At 63.7% G+C, this 24,227-nt stretch carries 19 protein-coding genes; 12 read left to right on the top strand and 7 right to left on the bottom strand.

What is annotated here, in order from left to right:
• Positions 1–272: 272 nt before the first annotated feature.
• Together F8R15_RS12215 and F8R15_RS12220 are read left to right on the top strand one after the other, a co-directional pair.
• Complete coding sequence (locus tag F8R15_RS12215; protein WP_152844768.1) at positions 273–1,556, top strand: plasmid recombination protein; 1,284 nt, start codon at positions 273–275, stop codon at positions 1,554–1,556.
• A complete protein-coding gene (locus F8R15_RS12220) occupies positions 1,549–2,073 on the top strand; it encodes a hypothetical protein (RefSeq protein WP_152844769.1) in 525 nt (174 codons plus the stop codon). Before F8R15_RS12215 ends, F8R15_RS12220 begins: the two co-directional genes overlap by 8 nt.
• A gap of 186 nt (positions 2,074–2,259) precedes the next feature.
• Here F8R15_RS12220 and F8R15_RS21790 read toward each other — a convergent pair whose 3' ends face one another.
• On the bottom strand, positions 2,260–3,243 hold the full coding sequence (locus tag F8R15_RS21790; protein WP_368731046.1) for a Hint domain-containing protein: 984 nt from the start codon (positions 3,241–3,243) through the stop codon (positions 2,260–2,262).
• A gap of 212 nt (positions 3,244–3,455) precedes the next feature.
• On the opposite strand from F8R15_RS21790, the gene F8R15_RS12230 reads away from it, so the two are divergent.
• Together F8R15_RS12230 and F8R15_RS12235 are read left to right on the top strand one after the other, a co-directional pair.
• Positions 3,456–4,235, top strand: a complete 780-nt coding sequence (locus F8R15_RS12230) for an SDR family oxidoreductase (protein ID WP_152844770.1) — start codon at positions 3,456–3,458, stop codon at positions 4,233–4,235.
• A 94-nt stretch (positions 4,236–4,329) separates the two neighbouring features.
• Entirely contained in the window at positions 4,330–5,430 is a 1,101-nt protein-coding gene (locus F8R15_RS12235; RefSeq protein ID WP_098411657.1) for an ABC transporter ATP-binding protein, read from the top strand.
• Positions 5,431–5,434: 4 nt separating this feature from the next.
• Here the strand turns inward: F8R15_RS12235 and F8R15_RS12240 are convergent, their stop codons facing one another.
• From F8R15_RS12240 to ccmI, 3 genes are read right to left on the bottom strand one after another with little or no spacing between them, the layout of a single operon-like run.
• Positions 5,435–5,680, bottom strand: a complete 246-nt coding sequence (locus tag F8R15_RS12240) for a DUF1289 domain-containing protein (RefSeq protein WP_152844771.1) — start codon at positions 5,678–5,680, stop codon at positions 5,435–5,437.
• A complete protein-coding gene (gene ruvX, locus F8R15_RS12245) occupies positions 5,677–6,150 on the bottom strand; it encodes a Holliday junction resolvase RuvX (protein WP_152844772.1) in 474 nt (157 codons plus the stop codon). The genes F8R15_RS12240 and ruvX overlap by 4 nt, the downstream gene beginning before the upstream one ends.
• Complete coding sequence (ccmI, locus tag F8R15_RS12250; protein WP_152844773.1) at positions 6,147–7,721, bottom strand: c-type cytochrome biogenesis protein CcmI; 1,575 nt, start codon at positions 7,719–7,721, stop codon at positions 6,147–6,149. The genes ruvX and ccmI overlap by 4 nt, the downstream gene beginning before the upstream one ends.
• A gap of 192 nt (positions 7,722–7,913) precedes the next feature.
• Between ccmI and F8R15_RS12255 the strand changes: the two genes are divergently transcribed.
• The 5 genes from F8R15_RS12255 (at position 7,914) to F8R15_RS12275 (ending at position 13,581) form a co-directional block, all read left to right on the top strand.
• Positions 7,914–9,158 (top strand): sarcosine oxidase subunit beta family protein, encoded by a 1,245-nt coding sequence (locus F8R15_RS12255; protein WP_078520286.1) that lies wholly within the window; start codon positions 7,914–7,916, stop codon positions 9,156–9,158.
• 70 nt (positions 9,159–9,228) lie between these two features.
• The gene (locus F8R15_RS12260; protein ID WP_078548063.1) at positions 9,229–9,552 is read left to right on the top strand and encodes a sarcosine oxidase subunit delta; all 324 of its coding nucleotides are present in this window, start codon (positions 9,229–9,231) and stop codon (positions 9,550–9,552) included.
• Entirely contained in the window at positions 9,549–12,503 is a 2,955-nt protein-coding gene (locus F8R15_RS12265) for a sarcosine oxidase subunit alpha family protein (RefSeq protein ID WP_152844774.1), read from the top strand. The genes F8R15_RS12260 and F8R15_RS12265 overlap by 4 nt, the downstream gene beginning before the upstream one ends.
• Complete coding sequence (locus F8R15_RS12270) at positions 12,496–13,047, top strand: sarcosine oxidase subunit gamma (protein ID WP_152844775.1); 552 nt, start codon at positions 12,496–12,498, stop codon at positions 13,045–13,047. The genes F8R15_RS12265 and F8R15_RS12270 overlap by 8 nt, the downstream gene beginning before the upstream one ends.
• 63 nt (positions 13,048–13,110) lie before the next feature.
• Positions 13,111–13,581, top strand: coding sequence for a hypothetical protein (locus F8R15_RS12275; RefSeq protein ID WP_078548057.1), 471 nt, complete (start codon positions 13,111–13,113; stop codon positions 13,579–13,581).
• Between the two features lie 196 nt (positions 13,582–13,777).
• Here the strand turns inward: F8R15_RS12275 and F8R15_RS12280 are convergent, their stop codons facing one another.
• Together F8R15_RS12280 and F8R15_RS12285 are read right to left on the bottom strand one after the other, a co-directional pair.
• Positions 13,778–15,367 (bottom strand): hypothetical protein, encoded by a 1,590-nt coding sequence (locus F8R15_RS12280; RefSeq protein WP_152844776.1) that lies wholly within the window; start codon positions 15,365–15,367, stop codon positions 13,778–13,780.
• A 219-nt stretch (positions 15,368–15,586) separates the two neighbouring features.
• The gene (locus F8R15_RS12285; protein ID WP_152844777.1) at positions 15,587–19,021 is read right to left on the bottom strand and encodes a pyruvate carboxylase; all 3,435 of its coding nucleotides are present in this window, start codon (positions 19,019–19,021) and stop codon (positions 15,587–15,589) included.
• A 191-nt stretch (positions 19,022–19,212) separates the two neighbouring features.
• On the opposite strand from F8R15_RS12285, the gene F8R15_RS12290 reads away from it, so the two are divergent.
• Positions 19,213–20,661, top strand: a complete 1,449-nt coding sequence (locus tag F8R15_RS12290) for a TrkH family potassium uptake protein (RefSeq protein ID WP_078520279.1) — start codon at positions 19,213–19,215, stop codon at positions 20,659–20,661.
• Here F8R15_RS12290 and F8R15_RS12295 read toward each other — a convergent pair whose 3' ends face one another.
• Entirely contained in the window at positions 20,662–22,584 is a 1,923-nt protein-coding gene (locus F8R15_RS12295) for a trypsin-like peptidase domain-containing protein (protein ID WP_152844778.1), read from the bottom strand.
• 222 nt (positions 22,585–22,806) lie between these two features.
• Here F8R15_RS12295 and F8R15_RS12300 point away from each other — a divergent pair, with 222 nt between their 5' ends.
• Both F8R15_RS12300 and F8R15_RS12305 read left to right on the top strand, forming a co-directional pair.
• Positions 22,807–23,754 carry a glycine--tRNA ligase subunit alpha gene (locus F8R15_RS12300; RefSeq protein WP_078520277.1) on the top strand — a complete coding sequence of 316 codons (948 nt, stop codon included), beginning with the start codon at positions 22,807–22,809 and terminating at the stop codon, positions 23,752–23,754.
• Positions 23,751–24,227, top strand: a complete 477-nt coding sequence (locus F8R15_RS12305) for a DUF6446 family protein (RefSeq protein ID WP_078541861.1) — start codon at positions 23,751–23,753, stop codon at positions 24,225–24,227. The genes F8R15_RS12300 and F8R15_RS12305 overlap by 4 nt, the downstream gene beginning before the upstream one ends.

Raw genomic sequence — 24,227 nt, forward strand, 5'->3', positions numbered from 1 at the left:
CGGCGGTGCCCGCTCTCGAAGATCTCAACTCCCAGCGATCTGAGAAACGCAGTCTGAGCATCCATTGCGAAACGCACTCCCATCTTGAGATGGGTATCACCTCGCAGTCCGCGCCGGCGCAGACAACGTGCCGCTCAGACACCGCTTACCAATCGTTTGCTACGTTTCCAACGATCCCACCAACACAAGCGTAGATACCGGGGGAAATTCACAGCGATTTCCGCGCTGAATGACATGAACCCACCTCGATCTCACAAGCACGGAGATCGACTATGTCATCAGCAACGAAAACCTACTACCCAATTGTCATGCGCATGCAAGGCATGCACCCCCGCAATCTTGCGGGTTACGAGAAGCACCGCATGCGCCGTGGGGGCGACCACGGCCATTGCGAACGCACTCTCATGGCACACAACCGGCGCCTCATCAGCTCCGAGAGTTGGGCGCAAGATGCTTGGGACGAGATCCAAGACATGCGCCATGCGAACCATCTCCTCGAACTCGAGCAGTTGCGCCGTCGACGCCGGAAAACGGAGCTGAAAAATGCGCTTTTCCGGGGGGCGCGCGATCCCTGGCGCGCAACCCGGCACGGTCCGCTGCGCGAAATCATTCTGACAGTAAACAAAGAATGGTTCGACAAAGACCTCACCGAATTTTTCGGGGAGAGCGGACCTACGCGAGAAATGCAATTCGAGACGCGGGCCAAGGAGTGGCTCGTGACGAACTTCGGCGATGACTGCGTTCATGCACGCGCCGACCTCGACGAAACAGCCTATCATATCCACGCTGTGATCATTCCCCGCGCAGTGACAACCGATGGTCGGCGTATGCTGCAGCCAGCGGTTCATCCGCTGATCCGCAGTTACGAAAAAGCGCAAGATAGCGTTGGTGAATGGTTCGCGGCGATTGGGCTCCGGCGCGGCGAGCGTCGCAAGCAAGCCCTGCGGGAGGCCCTTCAGCACAACAGGAAAGTCCGCGAAGCGCGCGCGAATGGGACGGTCGATCCTGGAGCCGAGGTCGCGTTGCCAGAACATCGCGATCACGTCAGTCCAAGAAAATGGCGCGAGCGTCAGGAGATTGAGCTGGCCAGCCGCGACAAGGCGGTGAAGCAGACTGAGGAAACCCTCGCTGCCGAAAAATCGGCGCTTGCAGATCAAGTGCGTACCGTCACCCAGCAGCAACATGACGCACAGTCCGTGCTCGATGTCGCGGCTGCCGTGGCTGAAGGCCGCGTGGATATTGTCTCCGACGCGGACGAGACGGCGCCACAGGCCGCTCAAGCCGAAACACTAACGCCGGTGCTGCACCTATTCGGGCGTGCGCTCGAGGTCCTACGACAACGAGCACGCAAAGAAGCACGCGCCGAACTCGATGATGAGTTCACCCAGATCAAGGCGGCGGACGCTGCGCTTCTTGAGATCGCGAAAACGCTGCCCGACAAAGCCCGGGAGCGTCTCGCACGAGCGCGCAGATCACTTTCGTTGCCGCTGAATGCGCTTCGCCGCCGCTTGTCGCGCGCCCAGTCCGACGACGTCGATCGGGGCTCTGATGAGTAAGCGTGAAAAAGTACGCGAATTCGATTTCCGCGCGAAGCGCGATGAACCCACCTCATCATCAGCAACCAAGAAGCCTCGCGACAGGCGCGAGGCAGGCGCTGCAAAGACCGCTACGAAAGGACTCGACTACATGGCACAGAAAAACCGCCATCCCGTCATCGACTGGAACCGCATGACCGACCGCCAACGGCAAATGAAAGCCCGCGCGGAAAACCTCACGGCGCAGATCGCTCTTGATCAGCACCGCGAACATGACCGCGCGAACAAAGCGCTTTTCGCAAGCCTCGAGAGCGTTTTGACCCAGCTTGCGGGCACCCCCAAGGCAATCGAGTTCTTCCGCCTGTTCAGCGAAACCGCCACGCAGGCAAACGCCAAGAGGATTGCAAATCATCCCGACTGCCCAGACGTCGTGCGCGACGAGATCACGCAGCGGATCGAGACGGCTGGCGCCATCCGTGGCAACGAAGGCGTTGCACGCGCTGCGCTCGGGAAAACGGACCACGCCGGCGAAGGCTGACGAGACTTAGATCACGCAAAACGGGCAGGAAAAGGGCGCGGTGTATTCCGCGCCCTTTCTCTTTGTCAGTGGCAGCGTCTTGGCGAAGCAGAGGCAACGCCCGCAGAGCGCAAGTTAACCCACCCAATTGTGGACAGCGGAGCCATTCAGCTGACAACTATCAGTCGGGCAGCGCCCCCTCTCCCCTCAGTCCTTGCGCTTGCGGAACAGCTTCTCGCGCCCGATCCGGTCCAGCAGTTCGCGCGTGGCTTCCGTGCCGAAATGCTGGCGATGGGCGAGGTCGGGCAGGCGGTTCGAGATCTCGCGACCCAGTTCCTCTGGAAGCAGCGAAAGCGTCGCCTCCGAGACCATGAGGCTCTCGACCGGGATGCCCTCGGCATAGATGATTTCGTGCCGGTCGAAGACCAGCGCGTAGTAATCGACGAAACCGCCCTCGCGCTGCCAGACATTCTCGCCATCGACGAGGTGCTTGGCCTGCACGAGGATCTCCGACGTGTCGCCCAGCTTGTGTACGCCGCGGCGATAGAGGAACACGCGGTGATGGGGCGAGATCACCAGATCGCCTTCATTGCCCAGCACGCCCGCCGAAATCACGACCGGCGCGAAAGACCCCAGCGCGCGCATCGTCGCTTTCGCCACCAGCTTCACCGGTTGCGGGCCGTTGTCGCGGGTCAGAACTCGTGCGCCCGGCGTCAGCTGCTCGATCGGCATCTGCGCGCCACCTGCCAGCGTGATCATCGTCCCGGTGGTGAAGGCCACGCAGACGAGGTCCGACAGCAGCGCCTCGCCGGGGTCTTCGCTGGCTTCCAGAAGCGTGTAGTCGAAGCGCGCCGCCATCGGCGAAAGCGGCAGCGCATAGAGCGCGCCGGTGGCGTCGTGGCGGATCATCAGAATGTCGACCGTGTCGCCCTCGGGCGTGATCAGCAGGTGCCGCGCGATCAGCGCGAGCGCATCGCCCGGCGCGCCGATCTCGGAGCCTGTCGCCACGATGGGCGCGGCGCCTTGCTGGGCCAGCACGAGGCGGCGCGGTTTGGCGGCGCGATGAAGCTGATAGATGTCGCCGGGTTCGCAGTCTTCGGCAAGACCGAGCGCGTCGCCATGATTGGCCCCGGAGGTCACCCAGATATCCTCGGCCTCGAAGACGTGAACGATCTGGCTCGGGTTTGACACGCGCTCTCCCTCGCCCTGCCGGGCCGTCTGAAACTGATGGATCGCATCGGCTTACCGCGGGCTGCTCCCGATGGTCAAGCGGCGACAGCGCGCTTGTCCTCCCCCGTGCGCAAGCTACTGTCCGATGCGAAGCTGGCAGGGCGGCGCGCGGCGTTTCGCGCGCGGGGCCCTGCCGGAGCACACCGGAGAATGACAGCAAAGGAGAGGGCGCGATGGATCTTGGGATCAAGGGCCGCAAGGCGATCGTATGTGCGGGGTCGAAAGGGCTTGGGCGGGGCTGCGCGATGGCGCTTGCGCAGGCGGGTGTCGAGATCGTGCTGAACGCGCGCGGCGCCGATGCGCTGGCCGCGACCGCGAACGAGATCATGGCCGCGACCGGCGTGACGGTGACGCCCGTGGCTGCCGACATCACCACGCCCGAGGGGCGCGCGGCGGTGCTGAGCGCGGCGGGCGAGGTCGACATTCTGGTGACCAATGCGGGCGGCCCGCCCCCGGGCAACTGGCGCGATTGGTCGCGTGACGATTTCATCGCGGCGCTCGACGCGAACATGCTCGCCCCGATCGCGATGATGCAGGCGGTTCTGCCTGCCATGATCGAGCAGCGCTGGGGACGGGTGGTCAATATCACCTCGCAATCCGTGCGCGCGCCGATCGCGCAGCTCGGCCTGTCGAACTCTGCGCGCTCGGGCCTGACGGGCTTCGTTGCGGGCACCTCGCGGCAGGTCGCCGAATATGGCGTGAACATCAACAACCTGCTGCCGGGCCTTCATGCGACGGACCGTGCGGTGTCGCTCGATACGGCGGCGGCGAAGACGAAGGGTATCTCGGTCGAGGAAGCGAAAGCGCAGCGCGAAGCGACGATCCCGGTGCGCCGCTACGGCACGCCCGAGGAATTCGGCGCGACCTGTGCCTTCATGTGCTCTGTCCATGCGGGGTTCATGGTCGGGCAGAACGTGATGCTCGACGGCGGGCTGAACAACATCTCGATCTAAACCGGTCTGCCGGTCTGCCGGGCTTGCTTGGGGGGCGGGGGGCTGTTATCTCCCGCCCTGCATTGCCTGACACTTTCGGTCGAGATTTCGCTGCATGAGCGCACAATTACCCCCTCCGCGCCTCGAAGTTCGCGCGCTTGGCCGCGTGTTCGACGGGCGGGCCGTCGTCGATGACGTGTCCTTCGCGATCCCCGCGGGGCAGGTGACCTGTCTGCTGGGCCCCTCGGGCTGCGGCAAGTCGACGACGCTGCGGCTGATCGCGGGCGTCGACATGCAGGATACGGGAGAAATCTACGTCGATGGTAAGCTGATCTGCGACACGGTGTTCCGTATCCCGCCCGAGCAGCGCGCGATCGGGTTGATGTTTCAGGACTTCGCGCTGTTTCCGCATCTGACCGTGGCCGAGAATATCGCCTTCGGCCTCAAGGGCGATGCGGCGGCGAAGCGCGCCCGCGTGACCGAATTGCTCGAGAAGGTGCGGCTCACGCGGCATCGCGACAGCTATCCGCACGGGCTTTCGGGCGGCGAGCAGCAGCGCGTGGCGCTGGCCCGGGCGCTTGCGCCCCGGCCGCGTATCCTCTTGATGGACGAGCCTTTCTCGGGACTGGACGAGCGCCTGCGCGACGATATCCGCGACGAGACGCTGGCGCTTCTGAAAGAGGAAAACACGGCTGTTCTTCTGGTCACGCATGAGCCGCATGAGGCGATGCGGATGGCCGATGAGATTCTGCTGATGCGCGGCGGGAAGATCGTGCAGCGCGGTGCGCCCTATAACCTTTATAACGCGCCGGTGGACCGGGCGGCGGCGGCGTTCTTCTCGGATGTGAACGTGCTCAAGGGGCAGGTGCAGGACGCGCTGACCGTGACGCCCTTCGGCGATTTCCTGACGCCGGGCCATGCGGACGGGACCGAGATCGACATCGTGATCCGCCCGCAGCATTTGAAGATCGATTTCGACCGGGCAGGGCGCGGCCCCGCTCCGACGCCGCAGGACGGCACGCCCGCGCGTGGCGTCGTCGAACGCGCGCGCTTCTTGGGCCGCGAAAGCCTTGTCGAGTTTCGGATGGATTTCGACGGCACGATCCTGCGCGCCAGCGTCCCCAACGTCTTCCTGCCGAAGCCCGGCACGCCGATGTGGTTGATGATCCGCCGCGATCGCTGCTTCGTCTTCCCGGCGAAAGAGGCCGGCGCTTAAGCGCTCAGCGCTCTTGCCGGCCGGCGCGTCCGCCCCGGCGTTTGCGCAGTTGCGGCGCGCGCTCGGGCAGCTCCGCCATCACTTCGCGGCGCGCCTCGGGTGTCATCCGCGACCATGCGCCGATTTCTTCCATCGTGCGGTAGCAGCCGATGCAGATCCGCGCCTCGGGGTGGATCTGGCAGAGCTTGACGCAGGGGCTCTCGATCTCGGCGCGTTTCCAGATGTCGTCGGTGTTTTGCGGATCGTTCATGCCGCCCCCAGATAGTGCAGCCGATCCAGCGCGCCTTGCAGGATGAAGCTGGCCGCGACGTGGTCGATCGCCTCGGCGCGTTTGGCGCGCGACATGTCGGCCTCCAGCATCGCGCGTTCGGCGGCGACCGTGCTCAGCCGCTCGTCCCAGTAGCTGATCGGCAGATCAGTGAGGCGGCTGAGGTTGCGAGCGAAGGCGCGGGTCGATTGGCACCGCGCGCCCTCGGTCCCGTCCATGTTCTTAGGCAGGCCGAGGATCAGACCCTTCAGCTCGCGCTCCGCCACGATCTTCAGGAGCGCCTCGGCATCGACGCCGAATTTCTTGCGTTTGATCGTCGAGAGCGGTGTCGCGACCGAGCGCAGCCCGTCGGACACCGCGACGCCGATGGTCTTGGTGCCCAGATCGAGCCCCGCGACCCCGCCCATGCGCGGGATCGCTTCGGCGAACTCTTCGATCGTCTCGCAGATCATTCCGCCACACCTGCCGATTTCGCCGCCGCCTCGACCTGAGCCAGCGCGTCCGGATTGTCGGCCAGCGCCTTTTGCGCCTCGCCCCAGGCTTCCTTGGCGCGTGCATTCTCGCCCAGCGTCGCGAGCGACGAGATCACGCGCGCCCATTCCTGCGGCGTGCCGCCGTCGGTGGTCAGCCGGTCAAAGAGACCGTCGACCATGCCCTGGATCATCTGCTGGCGCTCCTCGGGCGTCATCGACTGCGCGTCCTTCATCTGCTGGGCGCTCGGGCCGGGGAGGGCCGGTGCCGCTTGCGGTGCGCTTTGCCCCGCCGAGGCGCCACCCATATCCTTGAGCGCCTGACCGGCGGGCGCCTGATGGGCCGCGTCGATCTTCGCCATGTCTTCCGGGCGCGAGCCGAATTTGCCCTTCGCTTCGACATAGATCGCATCGGCGCGGTCGACCTCGCCGATCATGCGCAGCGAGGAGATGAGACGTGCCCAATCATCCGCGCTGCCGCCTTCCTGCGCGAGCCGGTCGTTCAGCCGCGCCACCATCGAGCGGATCATGTCCTGACGGGCCTCGGGCGACATATCCGCCGCAGCCGCGACGTCGGCCTGCGACGGGCCGGGCGCGCCGCGCGGTCTGGGCGGGGTGTAGTCCTTCTCGCCCGCGAGCCATGCCAGGTCGTTAATGTTCTGCCGCATCATCGGCACCCAGGGGTCGCTATTCTCCGAGTTGCGCAATGCGCTGTCCCAGAAGCGGAACGCGCGGTCGGCACGCCCGTTCTGCAGCATCATCAGGCCGACATAATAGAGCGACAGCCCGTTCTTCGGATCCATCGTCAGTGCGGTCGCGAAGACTTTCTCCGCCTCGGGCGTGATCATTCCGCCTGCGGCCACGGCCATCATGTCGCCCAGTTCGGCGTAATCCTGCGCCGTTGCAGAATCTCCCTTGGTCGCAACGAGACGCTGCTGCGCCTTCCATGCGGCATCGAAGTTGCCCAGGGTCGCCTCGTTGCGTGCCAGCAGTTCGAGACCTTTCGGATCGTTGGGCTTTTTCGCCACGGCTTCGCGCAGCTTCTTCATCAGTGCGAGGAATTGCGGATCCAGGTTGGATTGAGGGGCGGTCGCGCGGGCCTTGGCCATTTTCTCGGCTTCGGCCTGCGAGGGGCGGCTGTCATAGAGCTTGTCGGCATCCGCAAGACGCACACCGATAGGCTGGTCCTCGTACCCGTCCTGCCCCACGTAATCGTAGAGCGCGAATGCCCCGCCGAAAATCACGACGACGCCAAGCACGACTGCGATGGTCGCCCCTTTCGGCGCGCGGCCCAGATCGGAGCCTGCCTGTGCCTTGCGGTCGGCCTCGAGCATCCGGCGCGAAATTTCCAGCTTGGCGCGGTCGGCCTCCTCGCGAGAGGTGACACCGCGTTCGAGGTCGCGCTCCAGATCGCGCAGCTGGTCGCGATAGACCTGCACGTCATACGAGGCCGCAGGGGCCATCTCGTCCTCGCCGCGCCCACGCAGCAGCGCAAGGGCGAACAAAAGCGCGATGACCGCAACGAGCGCGGCGGCGATAATCCAGAACAGCATGGCGTCTCCTCATCCTTCGTTCCCCATTTAGGCGAGATGACGCCGCGCCGAAAGGGTCTAGCGCGTGAATGGAACTCGATGTCGCAGGCCCATGTCGCTTTTTTCCCTGCGATGCCGCAACAGGGGGGCTTTCGTCCGCCGCCCCGGTCCATCACAAAGGCGAAAGAGTCGAGACTGCTCGGAGGCGCGCTCATGAAACGCTATTCGATGTTTGCCGTTGCACGTGAGGCGATGCGCTTCCATCGCGGCTGGGAACGAGCATGGCGCTCCCCCGAGCCGAAGAAACGCTACAAGGTCATCGTCGTTGGGGCGGGCGGGCATGGCCTCGCCACCGCCTATTACCTCGGCAAGGTGCATGGCATCACCGATGTCGCGGTGATCGAGAAAGGCTGGCTGGGCGGCGGCAATACGGGCCGGAACACCACGATCATCCGCTCGAACTACCTGCAGGACCCCTCGGCGGCGATCTACGAGAAAGCCCGCGCGCTTTACGAAGATCTGAGCCAGGATCTGAACTACAACGTGATGTTCTCGCCGCGCGGCCTTCTGATGCTGGGCCAGACCGAGCACGAGGTGCGCGGCTACAAGCGCACGGTGCACGCGAACCGCCTGCAGGGCATCGACACCGAATGGATCGGGCCGCAGCAGGTCAAGGATCTCGTGCCGATCATCAATATCGACGGGCCGCGCTATCCGGTGCTGGGCGCGCTGCTGCAAAAGCGCGGCGGCACGGCACGGCACGACGCGGTGGCCTGGGGCTATGCGCGGGCCTGTTCCGATATGGGCATGGACATCATCCAGAAATGCGAAGTGACCGGCGTGCGCACCGAAGGTGGCAAGGTGCAGGGCATCTCGACCAGCAAGGGCGAGATCGACTGCGAACAGCTCGCCATCGTCGTCGCGGGGCACTCCTCGGTCATGGCCGAAATGGCGGGCTTCCGTCTGCCGATCGAGAGCGTGGCGCTGCAGGCCTGGGTGTCCGAGCCGATCAAACCCTGCATGGATGTGGTCGTGATGGCCAACACCGTGCACGGCTACATGTCGCAATCCGACAAGGGCGAGATGGTGATCGGCGGCGGCACGGACGGGTTCAACAACTACACCCAGCGCGGCTCGTGGCACCATGTCGAGGAAACCACCCGGGCGCTGGTCGAGACCTTCCCGATCATCTCGCGCCTGAAGATGCTGCGCCAATGGGGCGGCATCGTGGACATGACCGGTGACCGTTCGCCCATCCTGTCGAAAACCCCGGTCGAGGGCATCTTCGTCAATTGCGGCTGGGGCACCGGCGGGTTCAAGGCGATCCCGGGCTCGGGCTATGGCATGGCCGAGCTGATCGCGCGCGGCCACTCGCCGCTGACCGACCAATTCGGGCTCGACCGTTTCAAGGAAGGCCGCTTCATCGACGAAAGCGTCGCGGCAGGGGTGGCGCACTGATGAAGACGACCTCCCTTTCGATCTGCTTCAAATCCCTCCCGGCGCTCTCCAACTGCGAGGTGCATCCCAAATGCTGACCCTCACCTGTCCCTGCTGCGGCGTCATCGCCGAGGAAACCGAATTCGCCCCGGGCGGCGAGGCGCATCTCAAGCGCTTCGGGCCGGGCTCGTCGGATGACGAGTTCGAGGGCTACCTGTTCGCCCGCAAGAACCCGAAAGGCGTCCATTTCGAACGCTGGCGGCATGCCTATGGCTGCGGCAAGTGGTTCCTGGCGGCGCGCGACACCAACACGCTCGAGGTTTTCGCCACCTACAAGGCGCAGACCACCGAGCCCCCCGCCGATGTGATCGCGAAGATCAAAGCGAAACGCCCCGACTGGGAGGGCTATAAATGAGCACGCGTCTTTCCAAGGGTGGTCGTCTGATCGACCGCGCGAAACCGCTCGCCTTCACCTTCAACGGCAAGCCGATGCGCGGCTTTGCGGGCGATACGCTGGCCTCGGCTCTGCTGGGCGGCGGTCAGGTCATGGTGGGCCGGTCGTTCAAATATCACCGCCCGCGCGGCATCGTGGCGTCGGGCGCGGAAGAGCCGAACGCGCTCGTCGGTCTGGGCCGTAACGCGCGGTTCGAGCCCGATCAGCGCACGACCACGACCGAGCTGTTCGAAGGCGCCGAGACCACCAGCCAGAACCACTGGCCGTCGCTCGATTTCGATATCGGCGAGATCAACAACACCTTCTACAAATTCCTGCCCGCAGGTTTCTACTACAAGACCTTCATGGCGCCGCGGGCTGCGTGGAAGCACCTGTTCGAACCCATCATCCGCAAATCCGCAGGTCTTGGCGGCGTGCCGAAAGAGGCCGATCCCGATCGCTACGAACAGGTCTATGCCCATTGCGACGTGCTCGTCGTGGGTGGCGGTGTGGCGGGTCTTGCCGCGGCGCTGAAAGAGGGTCGCGCGGGCAAGCGCGTCTGGCTGATCGAGCAGACCCCGAACTGGGGCGGGCGCACGCCCGTCGATGGCGGTCAGATCGACGGTCACGACGCACAGAACTGGATCGACAGCGCGCTGGTCGAACTGTCCTCGATGGAGAACGTCACGATGCGCACCCGCCTGATGGCGGCGGGCCTGCACGATCATGGCTATGTCATCGGCTACGAGAACCTCGCCGACACCACCCCCGGCGATGGCCGTCCGCGTCACCGTCTCTGGCGCATCCGTGCGGGTCACACGATCACCGCGACGGGCGCGATCGAACGCCCGCTCGCCTTCGCGGGCAATGACGTGCCCGGCGTGATGCTGGCCTCGGCGGTGCGCGATTACATCGTGAACTGGGCCGTTTCGCCCGGCGATCGCACGGTGCTCGTGACCAACAATGACGACGCTTACCGCACAGCGCTCGCGATCCTCGATGCGGGGCTGACGGTCTCGGCCGTGGTCGATGCTCGCGAGGAAACCCACGGGGCGCTGCCCGAAGCCGTGAAAGCGCGCGGCGTGCGTGTCCTCGAAGGGCGCGGCATCGCGAAAGTGCTGGGCCGCAAGGGCGTCTCCGGCGTCGAGATCTGCGCACAGGCAGGCGAGGGCGGTGCGGTCGAGATGATCGACTGCGATTGCGTCGCGATGTCGGGCGGCTGGTCGCCGGTCGTGCACCTTTGGTCCCATTGCGGCGGTAAGCTGACCTGGGACGATGCGCGCGCGATGTTCCGTCCCGATCCCAACCGTCCGCCGACCGGCGCGGATGGGACCGGCATGGCGACGGTCGTGGGGGCCGCCAATGGCGATCTGACGCTCTCCGAAGCGATGGGCGGTCTGGGTATCGGCGCAGCTTCCGGGGAAGAAGCGCCGCTCGCCCCGGTCTGGATGATGCCCGCAGGCGCGCCCGACGCGCTGCGCTTCAAGAGCTTCCTCGACTACCAGAACGACGTGAAGGTCTCCGACGTGCAGCTCGCCGCCCGCGAGGGCTACGAGTCGGTCGAGCATACCAAGCGCTACACCACGCTCGGCATGGCGACCGATCAGGGGAAACTTAGCAATATCAACGGGCTCGCGATCCTCTCGGATGCGCTTGGCCAACCGATCCCGGCCACCGGCACGACCACCTTCCGCCCGCCCTACACGCCGATTTCGCTCGGCGCTGTGACGGCGGAGGCCAAGGGCGAGCTGTTCCAGCCGCTGCGCCGCACCCCGATCCAGTCCTGGCATGAGGCCAAGGGCGCGCATTGGGAACCGGTTGGCCATTGGCGTCGCCCCTATTGCTACCCGAAATCGGGCGAGAGTCATCGCGACGCGGTCAATCGCGAGATTACCAATACCCGCAAGAATGTGGGCATGCTCGACGCCTCGACGCTGGGCAAGATCGTGGTGAAAGGGCCCGATGCGGGGAAATTCCTCGACATGCTCTACACCAACATGATGTCGACCCTGCCGGTGGGCAAATGCCGCTACGGGCTGATGTGCAACGAGAACGGCTTCCTGATGGATGACGGGGTCGTGGCGCGGCTCGACGAGGATACGTGGCTGTGCCACACGACCTCGGGAGGGGCCGATCACATCCACGGCTGGATGGAAGACTGGCTGCAATGCGAGTGGTGGGACTGGAAGGTCTATACCGCGAACCTGACCGAGCAATACGCCCAGATCGCCGTCGTCGGCCCGAAATCGCGCGAACTGCTGGAGCGCTTGGGCGGCATGGATGTCAGCAAGGAGACGCTGCCCTTCATGAAGTGGACCGAGGGCAAGCTGGGCGCTTTCGACGCGCGCATCTTCCGCATCTCCTTCTCGGGCGAGTTGAGCTACGAGATCGCGGTGCCCGCTAGCCAAGGCCTCGCGCTGTGGCAGGCGCTCATGGTCGAGGGCGAGGCGCTTGGCGTGATGCCCTACGGCACCGAGGCGCTGCACGTGATGCGCGCCGAGAAGGGCTTCATCATGATCGGCGACGAGACCGACGGCACGGTGATCCCGCAGGATCTGGGGCTGAACTGGGCGCTCTCGAAGAAGAAGACCGACTATCTGGGCAAGCGCGCGCAGGAGCGGTCCCACATGACCGACCCGAACCGCTGGAAGCTGGTCGGCCTCGAGACGCTCGACGGATCGGTGATCCCCGATGGCAGCCACGCGCCCGCCGACGGGTTCAACGCCAACGGTCAGCGCAACACGCAAGGCCGCGTCACCTCGACCTATTACTCGCCGACGATCGGCAAGGGGATCGCGATGGGGCTGGTGCTGAACGGGCCCGACCGTATGGGCGAGGTGATCGAGTTCACCGGCGAAGGCGAGGAAATGGTCAAGGCGCGGATCGTCGATCCGGTCTTCTACGACAAGGACGGGGAGAAGCAGAATGTCTGAGGCTGTCAGCGCCCTTTCCGGGCAGACCCACGAAGGTTTCGTCACCGTGTCCGAGGCCGGGCTGGTGGGCATGATCTCGATCCGCTCCGATCTGGAGGCCAAGGGGCTCGCCAAGGCGCTCAAGGCCGAGAGGCTACCCGTCCCCGGCCCGCGCCGGATCGAGACCGCAAATGGGCGCTCGATCGCCTGGATGAGCCCGGATGAGCTGTTGCTGATCTGCGCTCATGACGAGGCGCCCGCGCTGACCGATCGGCTGGCCAAAGCGCTTGCCGGGGATCACGCGCTGGTCGTCAACGTCTCGGATGCCCGCGCAATGTTTACCATTCGTGGGGACAAGGCGGATCAGGTGGTGATGAAGCTCTCGCCCGCCGATATCGCGACCCTGCCCGAAGGCGAGATCCGCCGCTCCCGCACGGCGCAGGTCGCGGCCGCGTTCTGGCGCTCCGGGGAAAGTGAAATCTCACTCATATCTTTCCGCTCTGTTGCCGGCTATGTTATGGGACTGCTTGAAGTTTCCGCCCGTGAGGGCAGCGATCTCTTTTAACATCCGGGCGTTGGTCTTGCATTAATCGGGCCGCTTCGTGCCCGATTAATTTGTCGAGGCCATATGTTCCGTCCATTTCTTTTTGCAGCTTTCGTCGTCTTTTCCGCTGGCCCGGTTCTGGCCAATCCCGAGCAGCCGAAGCTGCCGCGTGGAACGCAGGTGATGCGTTGCACCTTCGAGACCGGCCATCTGTCGAATTCGACACCCGGCGAGGTCGATTTGCTGAAAATCCCGGGCGGGGAATGGAAGGTCTACGACACGTTCCTCCATCATTTCGACTTGCCGTTGCAGCCGGTGCAGGTGCTTGTCGACAATCCAAAGCGCACGACGTTTGGCTGGAAGGTCGACAGGCTCAAGACCAAGCGCAACTACTACACCCCGCGCGTCGAGTTTCGCGTGACCCGTTTGAAGGCCAGCGGTAAGGCCTCGATCGCGGTGCGCCCGCGAGGCTATCGGTCTGAGACGGCTTGGGGCTCCTGCGACCCGATCCATGCGATCCGAGCCGGGGCAGGGGGCGCGGCCTCTTCGTCGTAGAATTACGATAAGACATCGTAATCAAAGGCGGGCGCTCCTGAGCGTTTGTCATCTGTCGAACGTGCAGAGTTTGGCCGCATGTCTAACCATTGCCGACCTCTGGAGGCGCGCAGACACGTTTTGCGACGTCGCGAGACGGAAGTTCAGCCCTCTACGGTGACCCTCGTCCCTCGAGCTTCATGCGCGAGCTCGTCGCTCAGGGCACAAGGACGTCCTCGGACGCCGCCAAATCTGGGTGCTGCGTCCTGAGTGCGACGCGCGTTTCGCTGGCTTTGCGGCGCGCGGCTGTCAGCTCCGCCATCGCCTGTTGGTCGTCGATGCGCCCGAGATCGGCACCGCCGAATTCATAATCGAACGGGACGTCGTGAAGCTCAGGATCAACCTGGAAAATAATATCGTTAACCGCAAAGCTGTTTTTGCGATAACCCTCTTCGATTGAAAGAGACAGGGATATCAAATGTCGACTGTTGAAGGGCGACATGAAGAAATTTCGCGTAAGTGCCGGGAAAATGAGCCCGATTGTCGAGCTGTAGTAAATTTCGAGGAACATAAGGTCGACTTGGCGTTTCGCAGCGTTTTCCGGAAGCGTTTCGACCCAGTTCCGATACTCGGGTAGAAACGTCCTGTATGTCTTGCGGTCGAACGCTTTGCCCGGAACGATCAGCAGGCGTTTGACTTGCCAGCGTAGGTTATTTCTTCCGTCCTCGCCCAGTTTGTCGATGAACACGGCACGCAACAAGTCGGTTTGGTGGCCGCGCAGGATTACCATCCTATCCTCGAGGCATTCATGCAGCCCGTGAGCGACTTCTCGGGTCAGCTTTTTCTTGAACCCGAGCGCGGCATGGAATTCGGCTTCGAACCGCGAAACATCCTCTTCAGAGACCTTGATATTCCGCTTGTCGTGGATTTCATGCTCGACCTGCAGGACCTTCGCGAGTGTTCCAGCGATCGTTGCGTCGATCCTGCTCGCGTAATTATGGATATGGGTGAAAAATTGGTCGAAGCCCGCGAGGTTCGTGCGCGATATCGAAGCGAGCAAGCGGCTATCCTGCCCTCCCGATAACGGGAGCGCGGTTTTGAAATTGGCGTTAATCTCTCCGATAACCTTAGAGGTTCGTTGAATTATTTCTCCGTAAATATCGTCATGTGATCGATCCGTCGTGAAATCCTCGTCGCGGGGCCAAAAGCGAGTTTCGGAGAAGTCATTGAGATTGAGATAGAAATTCGGATTACCGCGACGGACATCCTTATCGTAAGTGTGGAACAGGCTGTAATTGCCTTCGCCGCGCTCGATGAGAGAATGGTCGTATAGCGGATGAGGTATCGCATCGCGCTCGATGCAAAGGGCAAGGCTCGACGCGACCTGTCGTTCTTCACGGTCATAGACCATGCCATTCATGCCGACCGCGTCACTGTAAAATTGCTTTGAAGCGCCTTTGGCAATAAATACATTATACCGACCGGAAACATAAAAGAGCCAGTCTTCGAAATCCTCGAAGAAGCTATCGCGATCCAAATCGAGTGACGGGATTTTGTGGGTGCTTTTCACCAAGCTCGAGTTATCAACTCCGATACCGATGAAAAGGCCAATCGCACGGCCTTTGGCATCTTCCAGCTTCGAAACGCATACTCCGTCGCCGACATGAAGGTGCCAGCCGCCGAAACTGTATCGCTTCAGGATCGTGTCCGAAATCTCACGTTGTGTCAGGAGATATTGCCAGCGCGAAATTTTCTCGAAATTGATGCTTGCTTTCGCGCAGTCGGACTCCGCTCTAATCGTCGTCATTCACAAATCTTTCTGAAAATTATGAATAGATTTAGATACTGATAAAACTCTCTGCGATACTATGAACCCGGACGTTCTTGTCAACGCTGCCGGTAGGGCGGTCGACAAGAAACAGGGGCCTCCGTGTCGCCAACGACGTTCAGGCCCTAATCTTGCCAATAGACACAAACGCGCGCCGGGGCGGGGCCTCGGCGCGCGTTCTGTTCAATGCAGGAAAGATTACTCCAGTTCGACCAGCAGATCCTTCGCGTCGATCTGGGCGCCCGGCGAGACATGGATCGCCTTCACCGTGGCTTCGCGGTCGGAATGGATGCCCGTCTCCATCTTCATCGCTTCGATGGTCAGGAGCATGTCGCCCGGTTTCACCTTCTGGCCGACATTGACCGCGATCGAGGCGATCGAGCCCGGCATCGGCGCGCCGATATGGTTCGCATTGCCCGCTTCGGCCTTCGGCTTCGCCGCCGTCGTCGCCTTCACCGCGCGGTTGGGGACGCGCACGGCGCGGGGCTGGCCGTTGAGTTCGAAATAGACCTTCACCTCGCCCAGCTCGTCGGTCTCGCCGGTGGTGAGATAGCGGATTTCCAGCGTCTTGCCGGGGTCGATCTCGGCGGAGATCTCGTCTTGCGGCTCCATCCCGTAGAAGAAGACCGGGGTCGGCAGGGTGCGCACCGGGCCATAGGCTTCGTGGCGGCTCGCGTAATCGGTGAAGACCTTGGGATACATCAGGTAGCCCGCGAGATCCTCATTGTCGATTTCGCGCCCGTCGAGCTGATCGGAGACCTCCTTGCGGGCGGCTTCCAGATCGACCGGGGGCAGGTTCTTGCCGGGGCGCTCGGTCGAGGGATGCTCGCCCTTGAGCACCTTCTTCACAACCCCCTCGGGCCAGCCGCCGGGCGGTTGGCCGAGATTGCCGCGCATCATGTCGATCACCGAATCCGGGAAGGAAACATCCTTGGCCGGGTCGAGCACGTCTTCCTTCGACAGGCCCTGCGCGACCATCATCAGCGCCATGTCGCCCACGACTTTCGAGGACGGCGTGACCTTCACGATATCGCCGAAGATCTGGTTGGCGTCGGCGTAGGCCTGGGCCACCTCATGCCAGCGCTCCTCCAGCCCCAGCGAGCGCGCCTGCGCCTTGAGGTTGGTGAACTGGCCGCCGGGCATTTCGTGTAGATAGACCTCGGAGGCCGGGGCTTCGAGGCCGCTCTCGAAGGCCGCATATTGGTGGCGCACGGCCTCCCAGTAGTTCGACATCATGCGGATCGCGTGGATGTCGAGGCCGGTATCGCGCTCGGTATGGGCCAGCGCCTCCACGATCGAGCCGAGGCAGGGCTGCGAAGTGCCGCCCGAGAAGGCGTCCATCGCCGCATCCACCGCATCGACGCCCGCATCTGCCGCCGCGAGAATGGTCGCGCCCGCGATTCCGCTCGTGTCATGGGTGTGGAAGTGGATCGGGATATCGACCTCTTCCTTCAGCGCCGCGATCAGCTTGCGGGCGGCGGCGGGTTTCAGCAGGCCCGCCATGTCCTTGAGACCCAGCACATGCGCGCCCGCGGCCTCCAGCTCTTTTGCCATCCCGATATAGTATTTCAGGTCATACTTGGCGCGGTCCGGATCGAGGATATCGCCGGTGTAGCAGATCGTGCCTTCACAGATCTTGCCGCTCTCGATCACCGCATCCATCGCGACCCGCATATTCTCGACCCAGTTCAGCGAGTCGAAGACGCGGAACACGTCGACGCCACTTTCCGCCGCCTGCTTAACGAAGAATTGCACCACGTTGTCGGGGTAGTTCGTGTAGCCCACGCCGTTCGAGGCGCGCAGCAGCATCTGCGTCAGGATATTGGGCATTTCCTCGCGGATGTCGCGCAGGCGCTGCCACGGGCATTCCTGCAAGAAGCGATAGGCCACGTCGAAGGTCGCGCCGCCCCAGCATTCGACCGAGAACAGGTCGCTGAGGTTCGAGGCATAGGCGGGCGCGGCCTTGATCATGTCGATCGAGCGCATCCGGGTCGCAAGCAGCGACTGGTGGCCGTCGCGCATCGTGGTGTCTGTCAGCAGCAGCTTCTTCTGCGCCTTCATCCAGTCGGCGACGGCCTTCGCGCCTTCCTTCTCCAGCAGGTTCCGGCTGCCCGGTTTTGCCTCATCCTTGTAGGCGGGCAGGCGCGGCGGTTTCGCCTCCGCATGGGGCTTGTTGCGGCCCGCGGTCTCGGGGTGACCGTTCACGGTGATATCCGCGATATAGGTCAGGATCTTGGTGCCCCGGTCGCGGCGCTGCTTGAAGTCGAACAGCTCCGGCGTCGTGTCGATGAACTTCGTCGTGTAGCTCATGTCGAGGAAGGTCGGGTGTTTGAGCAGGTTGATGACGAAGTCGATATTCGTGCTCACGCCGCGGATACGGAATTCGCGCAGGGCGCGGTCCATCCGGCGGATCGCCTGATCGGGATCCTGCGCCCAGGCGGTGACCTTCACCAGAAGCGAGTCGTAATAGCGCGTGATGACGCCGCCCGCATAGGCCGTGCCGCCATCGAGGCGAATGCCGTTGCCGGTGGCCGAGCGATAGGCGGTCAGGCGACCGTAATCGGGGATGAAGTTGTTCTGCGGATCCTCGGTGGTCACGCGGCATTGCAGCGCGTGGCCCGAAAGCTCGATCTCGTCTTGCGACTTGGCGCGGGTGGCCTCTGCCAGCGTCGCGCCCTCGGCGATCTTGATCTGGGCCTGCACGATGTCGATGCCGGTGACCTCTTCGGTCACGGTATGCTCGACCTGAACGCGCGGGTTCACCTCGATGAAGTAGAAATTGTCCGAGTCCATATCCATCAGGAATTCGACCGTGCCGGCACATTCATAGCCGACGGCCTGACCGATCTTCAGCGCGAGCTGGCAGACTTCTTCGCGCTGCTCGTCCGAGAGGTAGGGGGCAGGGGCGCGTTCGACGACCTTCTGGTTGCGGCGCTGCACGGTGCAGTCGCGCTCATAGAGGTGATACAGATTGCCATGCGTATCGCCCAGCAGCTGCACTTCGACGTGGCGCGCGCGGGTGATCATCTTCTCGAGATAGCCCTCGCCATTGCCGAAGGCGGCCTCGGCTTCGCGACGGCCCTCGCGGACCTTCTCGACCAGTTCCTCCTCGCCAAGGATCGGGCGCATGCCGCGCCCGCCGCCGCCCCAGCTGGCTTTCAGCATCAGCGGGTAGCCGATCTCGGCGGCTTCTTTCTTGATCGCGTCGAAATCCTCGCCCAGCACTTCGGTCGCGGGGATTACCGGCACACCGGCCTTGATCGCCACGCGACGGGCCGAGGCCTTGTCGCCGAGCGCGCGCATCGTTTCGGCCTTCGGGCCGATAAAGGTGATGCCGGCGGCGTCGCAGGCTTCGACGAAATCGGGGTTCTCCGACAGAAGGCCATAGCCCGGGTGGATCGCATCGGCACCGCTTTCCTTGGCGACGCGGATGATCTCTTCGATGGAGAGATAGGCGCCGACGGGGGAGAGGCCTTCGCCAATCCGGTACGCTTCATCGGCCTTGAAACGGTGCAGGCCCAACTTGTCCTCTTCGGCATAGACGGCGACCGTCTTTTTGCCGAGCTCGTTGGCGGCGCGCATCACTCGGATGGCGATCTCGCCACGGTTGGCCACGAGGATCTTGTTGAACATAGCGTTCTCCCTGTTGTCGAAAGTGGCCGCTACGGTACAGTTGCCGCGCCGCAGCGCAAGGGCCTACCTGCAAAGTTGGGCAAATTTACTGACCAAACCGCTCGGGTTTGCAAAGTCACGCTACGCGACCGCAGGCCTGTCCCGGCCCGTCTGGGATTGACTAGACCGGCGCTCTGGGCAAGGTGGGGCGCATGATCGATCTGCGCCCGGTTGGATATATCATCGGAATGCTGACATCCGTGCTGGGGCTGACGATGCTTATCCCGGCAGCGGTGGATTTGGGTTATGGTGCAGCGCATTGGCTGGTCTTCGTCGAAAGCGCGGTGCTGACGACGACGGCGGGGGCGCTTCTGGCGCTGGCCTCGCGTGACGGTCTGGCCCGGACGCTGTCGATCCATCAGAGCTTCCTGCTAACCTCGCTCGTCTGGCTGACGCTGCCCTTCTTCGGGGCGCTGCCCTTCATGCTGGGCGTGCCGCATCTGTCGCTGGTCGATGCCTATTTCGAGGCGATGTCGGGCCTGACCACGACCGGCACCACCGCGATCCCGCATCTCGACGGGTTGCCGCCGGGGGTGAACCTCTGGCGCGGGCTGCTGCAATGGCTGGGCGGTCTGGGGATCATCATCGTCGCGATGATCTTCCTGCCGGTGATGAAGGTCGGCGGGATGCAGTTCTTCCGCTCGGAAGGGTTTGATACGCTTGGGAAAATCCTGCCGCGCGCGATGGATATCTCGACCGCGTTGATCCGCATCTATGTCGGGCTGACCATCGCCTGCGCGCTGACCTATCTCGGCCTCGGGATGAAGGGGTTCGACGCGATCATGCATGCGCTCACCACGATGAGCACGGGCGGATTTTCCAATTACGACGCCAGCTTCGCCACCTATAAGGGCGCGCCGGAATACGCCGCCTCGGTCTTCATGGCGCTGGCCGCGATGCCGTTCATCCGCTTCGTTCAGGTGATGCGCGGCGACACGATGCCGCTCTGGCGCGACCCGCAGGTGCGCGCCTTCCTGCGCTGGATGGGCTATGCGATCGCGATCATCGTTCTTTACCGCATGATCCGCCACGAGGCGTCCTTCTGGCCGACGCTGCGCGAGGTGACGTTCAACGTGGTTTCGACCTTCACCGGCACGGGCTATGCCTCGGAGGACGTGACCCAATGGGGGCATCTGGCCTTCACGATCCTGCTGATTTCCGGGCTGATCGGGGGCTGCACGGCCTCCACCGCCTGTTCGGTCAAGGTGTTCCGCTACCTGATCCTTCTCGAAGCGATCAAGGCGCAGATCCAGCGGCTCTACTCGCCGCACCGTCTGCTGAAAGTGCAATATGACGGCCGCCCGGTCGAGGATAGCGTGGTCAACTCGGTGATGGCCTTCTTCTCGTTGTTCATCCTGATTTTCGGGATGCTGATCATTGCGCTGACCTTCACCGGGCTCGGGACCGAGACGGCGATGACCGCCGCCTGGACCTCGATCGCCAATATCGGCCCCGCATGGGGACCGGAGATCACCGCGAACGGCTCGGTCGCGGATTTCCCTGACAGCGCGAAATGGCTGATGAGCGCGGCAATGTGCCTCGGGCGGCTCGAACTGATGAGCGTGCTCGTGCTGCTGCTGCCGCGCTTCTGGCGGGGCTGATCACTTCCAGCAGGAAATCTGCACCACCATCCCGTCCGCGATCTGCTGCAGGTCTTCCGGGTCTCGATTGGCCGAGATGCCTGCGGCTTTCGGGGTGAAGCCATTGTCCGACAGGCCCGGCGCCATCGCCTTCGCCTGCAGCGCAACAGTCAGGTTGTCGGGCAGCACGCGGTTCGCGTCGCCGCCCGAGGGCAGCAACATCCCCACGACCGCGCCCGTGCCGTCGAGCACCGGCCCGCCCACGTCGCCCGCGCGGGTCTGCGCCTCGATCCGGGCCTGATTGTCTTGTCCCTCCAGCCCCTTGAGGGCGGAGAGCGTGCCGAAATTCAGCACCGGCGCGGAGAGCGCTTCGGGATAGGAGAAGCCCGCCACCGCCACCTTGCTCCCGGCCATCGGCGCATCGGGGTTGAACTTCGCAACTTCCTTCGGCACCAGCGTGTCTTTCGGGGTCAGGACCGCATAGCCCTTCGCGCCGCCGTCGAAGCTGAGCGAGGCGGGGTGATCCTCGATGGTGATCCGTCCGCATTGGTCGAGCCCCTCGGCGGCGGTCAGCACATGGCCATCGGCATCGATAAAGAAGCCCGAGCGCGAGAAGATCGGCGCGCGCTTCTCGATCCCCGCCATCAGGGCGGCCCGCGTCACCGACATCGGCTGGCCGAGCGTCGCGTCGAGCGACGAGGTGCCGATGGGCGTGAAGCTCTTTTTCATCGCGTCGAGCACGCGGGCCCGGCGCTTGTCGTCCCCGGCAGGCCAAACCAGCGTGAAGCCCTTGATCTGCCCGCGCGAGAGTTCCGCATGGGTGTAGGACTGCACCGCGCTGTTCTGGCCCTCAATGGTGAAGCTGTTGCCGCGAATGTTGCGCTCGCCTCCCGTCGGCACGATTTCGAGCGTCTGCATCGCGTCATAAAGACCACGCAGCCGCGCCGCATCGCCGGGTTGCGAGATCAGCAGAACCTGCACGCCGCTGCCATCCTTGGGCGCGTAATTCACGAAAGGCGCGTTGTAGCGGTCGAATTTCACCAGCCCCATCGGCAGGTCGATCCGGATGCCGGCCTGATCTTCGGTCACGGTCTGCAGCCCCAGCGCCGCACGCTCGGATGCGACCTTGTCCAGAAGCGCCGCCTGCTGGGTCGAGGACAGCACGCCGGTCGGCTCGTAATCGTTCTTCATCTGCCAGTCGGCGATCGAACTGCGCGTGCCGCGGCCGAAAATCCCGTCGATCGCACCCTGATAGCTGCCTTCCCATTCCAGCGCGGTCTGGATGTCGCGCTTGGTTTGCGGATCGAGCGCAGCCTCCAGCCGACGTGAGTCCCGCAGCGTCTCGACCGGTTCGGGCGCGGGGGTGACCTCCTGCGGGGCGGCGGCTGTGGTTGTGGTGTCGGGGCTCACCGGCTCAGGCGCGGTGGCGGTGTCTTGTGCGGACGTGTCCGGGGGCGTGGTCTGATCGCCCGATTGCGCGGTCGCATCCGGCCCGTCCAGCGGCTCCACGTCGATCGGGGCGGGCATCGGCGCGCCGCGCACGTCGCTTTGGGTGTCGGCTTGCGGGGCGGGTTGTTCGGGCACCTGCGCGGGGGCGTTCAAGGTCGCGCCGACCGGCCAGAACTGCTGGCGGAAGTTGTTACCATCGGCCACGAAACTGTCGCGCGGGATCAGCCCTTCGCGGCGCAGAACCCGGCGGCGTGCATTCGCCTCCGCATCGTCGGCAAAGGGGCCAAGCGCGATCGCATACCAGCCGGAATCGAGCCGAAAACCCGTCGTGTCGGGGAACATGCCTGCCCAGTCGCGGGCGCGCGCTTCGGCTTGGGCAAGCGAGCTTTTCGCCTCGATCTGCACCCAGGCTTCGGCCCAGGCCGTGCCGGTCCAGAGCATGCCGGTGAGGCTGGCTCCGACGACGATCGAAACTGTCCGTGTAATTGCCCGCATTGCTGCCCCCGTAAAATATGCTTTTCCCCCGACCTTAGCGAAACGCGGGCGGAGGTCACCCCCCAAACGCCCTCTTTTGAGTCATGAAATCCGTCGTTGTGGGGCGGGGGCCGCAGCATTGCATGTCGAGTTGCGCAGATCGTCCGCCCTAATCCTTGCAGGGCGTTGACGCCCCCGCGCCCCTTGCCTAGAGAGAAGGCGCTTCAACGGAAGGTGCGAAATATGGCAAACCCGGACGCCCCGAAATCCTTTCAGGAAATCATCCTGCGCCTGATGAGCTATTGGGCCTCGAAAGGCTGCGCGGTGATGCAGCCTTATGACATGGAAGTGGGGGCAGGCACCTTCCACCCGGCGACGACGCTGCGCGCGCTCGGCTCCAAGCCGTGGGCGGCAGCCTATGTCCAGCCCTCGCGCCGTCCGACCGATGGCCGCTACGGCGAGAACCCGAACCGCCTGCAGCACTATTATCAGTATCAGGTGCTCATCAAACCGAGCCCGCCGGATCTGCAGGAACTGTATCTCGGCTCGCTCCGCGCGATCGGGATCGACACCGAACTGCACGATATCCGCTTCGTGGAAGATGACTGGGAAAGCCCGACGCTCGGTGCGTGGGGGCTTGGCTGGGAGGTCTGGTGCGACGGTATGGAAGTCAGCCAGTTCACCTATTTCCAGCAAGTCGGCGGCCATGACTGCAAGCCGGTCTCGGGCGAGCTGACCTACGGGCTCGAGCGTCTGGCGATGTATGTGCTGGGCATCGATCACGTCATGGACATGCCCTATAACGACCCCTCCGCGCCGATCGCGCTGAAATACGGCGACGTGTTCCGCCAGACCGAGCAGGAATACTCGCGCTGGAATTTCGACGTGGCCGATACCGAGACGCTGCTGCGCCATTTCGAGGATGCCGAGGCCGAATGCGAACGTATCCTCGCCTCGCCCGAAGCTGACGATGCGGGCCGCAAGATCATCATGGCGCATCCTGCTTACGACCAGTGCATCAAGGCCAGCCACCTCTTTAACCTGCTCGATGCGCGCGGCGTGATCTCGGTCACCGAGCGTCAGGCCTATATCGGCCGCGTTCGCGCGCTGGCGAAGGCCTGCGCCGACGCTTTCGTGCAGACCGAAGCGGGCGGGGCGGCCACGAATGAAGCCAACGAGGCTGTCGCGTGAATGGTAAGCTCATCGGAGGCGGCATCGTGGTAATCGCGCTCGTCTTCGGCGCGGTGGTCTATTATTCGCAGGAATACGGCTATTACGACGAGATCGCGCCGGGCTCCGACGCGGCGAAAGTCTCGCTGATGGAGCTGGACGGCACGACGCAGGACCCGTTGCAGGCCGAGGGCTACAAAGGGATCGACGCGGACAGCTCGCCCCTGCGCTACCGGGCCTGCTTCGACACCGATCTGTCGATTGCAACGGCGACCGAGACCTATGAGGTCTACGACCGACCGACCCCGCTGATCGGCCCGAAATGGTTCGACTGCTATGATGCGAAAACCATCGGTGCGGACCTCGAGGCAGGCCGTGCGGTGGCCTTCCTGTCGCAACACAACATCCACCCCGGCGTTGACCGCGTCGTGGCTCTTTATCCCGATGGCCGGGCCTATGTCTGGCACCAACTGAACGACGAAGCGGAGAAATGA

The organism is Thioclava sp. JE_KL1 (assembly GCF_009296265.1).
Classification (GTDB): Bacteria; Pseudomonadota; Alphaproteobacteria; order Rhodobacterales; family Rhodobacteraceae; genus Thioclava.

Bases quoted from the DNA above. Each gene is read 5' to 3' on its own strand.
- F8R15_RS12295 (WP_152844778.1), bottom strand. From the start codon at position 22,584: ATGCGGGCAATTACACGGACAGTTTCGATCGTCGTCGGAGCCAGCCTC.
- F8R15_RS12220 (WP_152844769.1), top strand. From the start codon at position 1,549: ATGAGTAAGCGTGAAAAAGTACGCGAATTCGATTTCCGCGCGAAGCGC.
- F8R15_RS12215 (WP_152844768.1), top strand. From the start codon at position 273: ATGTCATCAGCAACGAAAACCTACTACCCAATTGTCATGCGCATGCAA.
- F8R15_RS12270 (WP_152844775.1), top strand. From the start codon at position 12,496: ATGTCTGAGGCTGTCAGCGCCCTTTCCGGGCAGACCCACGAAGGTTTC.
- F8R15_RS12290 (WP_078520279.1), top strand. From the start codon at position 19,213: ATGATCGATCTGCGCCCGGTTGGATATATCATCGGAATGCTGACATCC.
- F8R15_RS12300 (WP_078520277.1), top strand. From the start codon at position 22,807: ATGGCAAACCCGGACGCCCCGAAATCCTTTCAGGAAATCATCCTGCGC.
- F8R15_RS12230 (WP_152844770.1), top strand. From the start codon at position 3,456: ATGGATCTTGGGATCAAGGGCCGCAAGGCGATCGTATGTGCGGGGTCG.
- F8R15_RS12285 (WP_152844777.1), bottom strand. From the start codon at position 19,021: ATGTTCAACAAGATCCTCGTGGCCAACCGTGGCGAGATCGCCATCCGA.
- ccmI (WP_152844773.1), bottom strand. From the start codon at position 7,721: ATGCTGTTCTGGATTATCGCCGCCGCGCTCGTTGCGGTCATCGCGCTT.
- F8R15_RS12265 (WP_152844774.1), top strand. From the start codon at position 9,549: ATGAGCACGCGTCTTTCCAAGGGTGGTCGTCTGATCGACCGCGCGAAA.
- ruvX (WP_152844772.1), bottom strand. From the start codon at position 6,150: ATGATCTGCGAGACGATCGAAGAGTTCGCCGAAGCGATCCCGCGCATG.
- F8R15_RS12255 (WP_078520286.1), top strand. From the start codon at position 7,914: ATGAAACGCTATTCGATGTTTGCCGTTGCACGTGAGGCGATGCGCTTC.
- F8R15_RS12235 (WP_098411657.1), top strand. From the start codon at position 4,330: ATGAGCGCACAATTACCCCCTCCGCGCCTCGAAGTTCGCGCGCTTGGC.
- F8R15_RS12280 (WP_152844776.1), bottom strand. From the start codon at position 15,367: ATGACGACGATTAGAGCGGAGTCCGACTGCGCGAAAGCAAGCATCAAT.
- F8R15_RS12240 (WP_152844771.1), bottom strand. From the start codon at position 5,680: ATGAACGATCCGCAAAACACCGACGACATCTGGAAACGCGCCGAGATC.
- F8R15_RS12260 (WP_078548063.1), top strand. From the start codon at position 9,229: ATGCTGACCCTCACCTGTCCCTGCTGCGGCGTCATCGCCGAGGAAACC.
- F8R15_RS12275 (WP_078548057.1), top strand. From the start codon at position 13,111: ATGTTCCGTCCATTTCTTTTTGCAGCTTTCGTCGTCTTTTCCGCTGGC.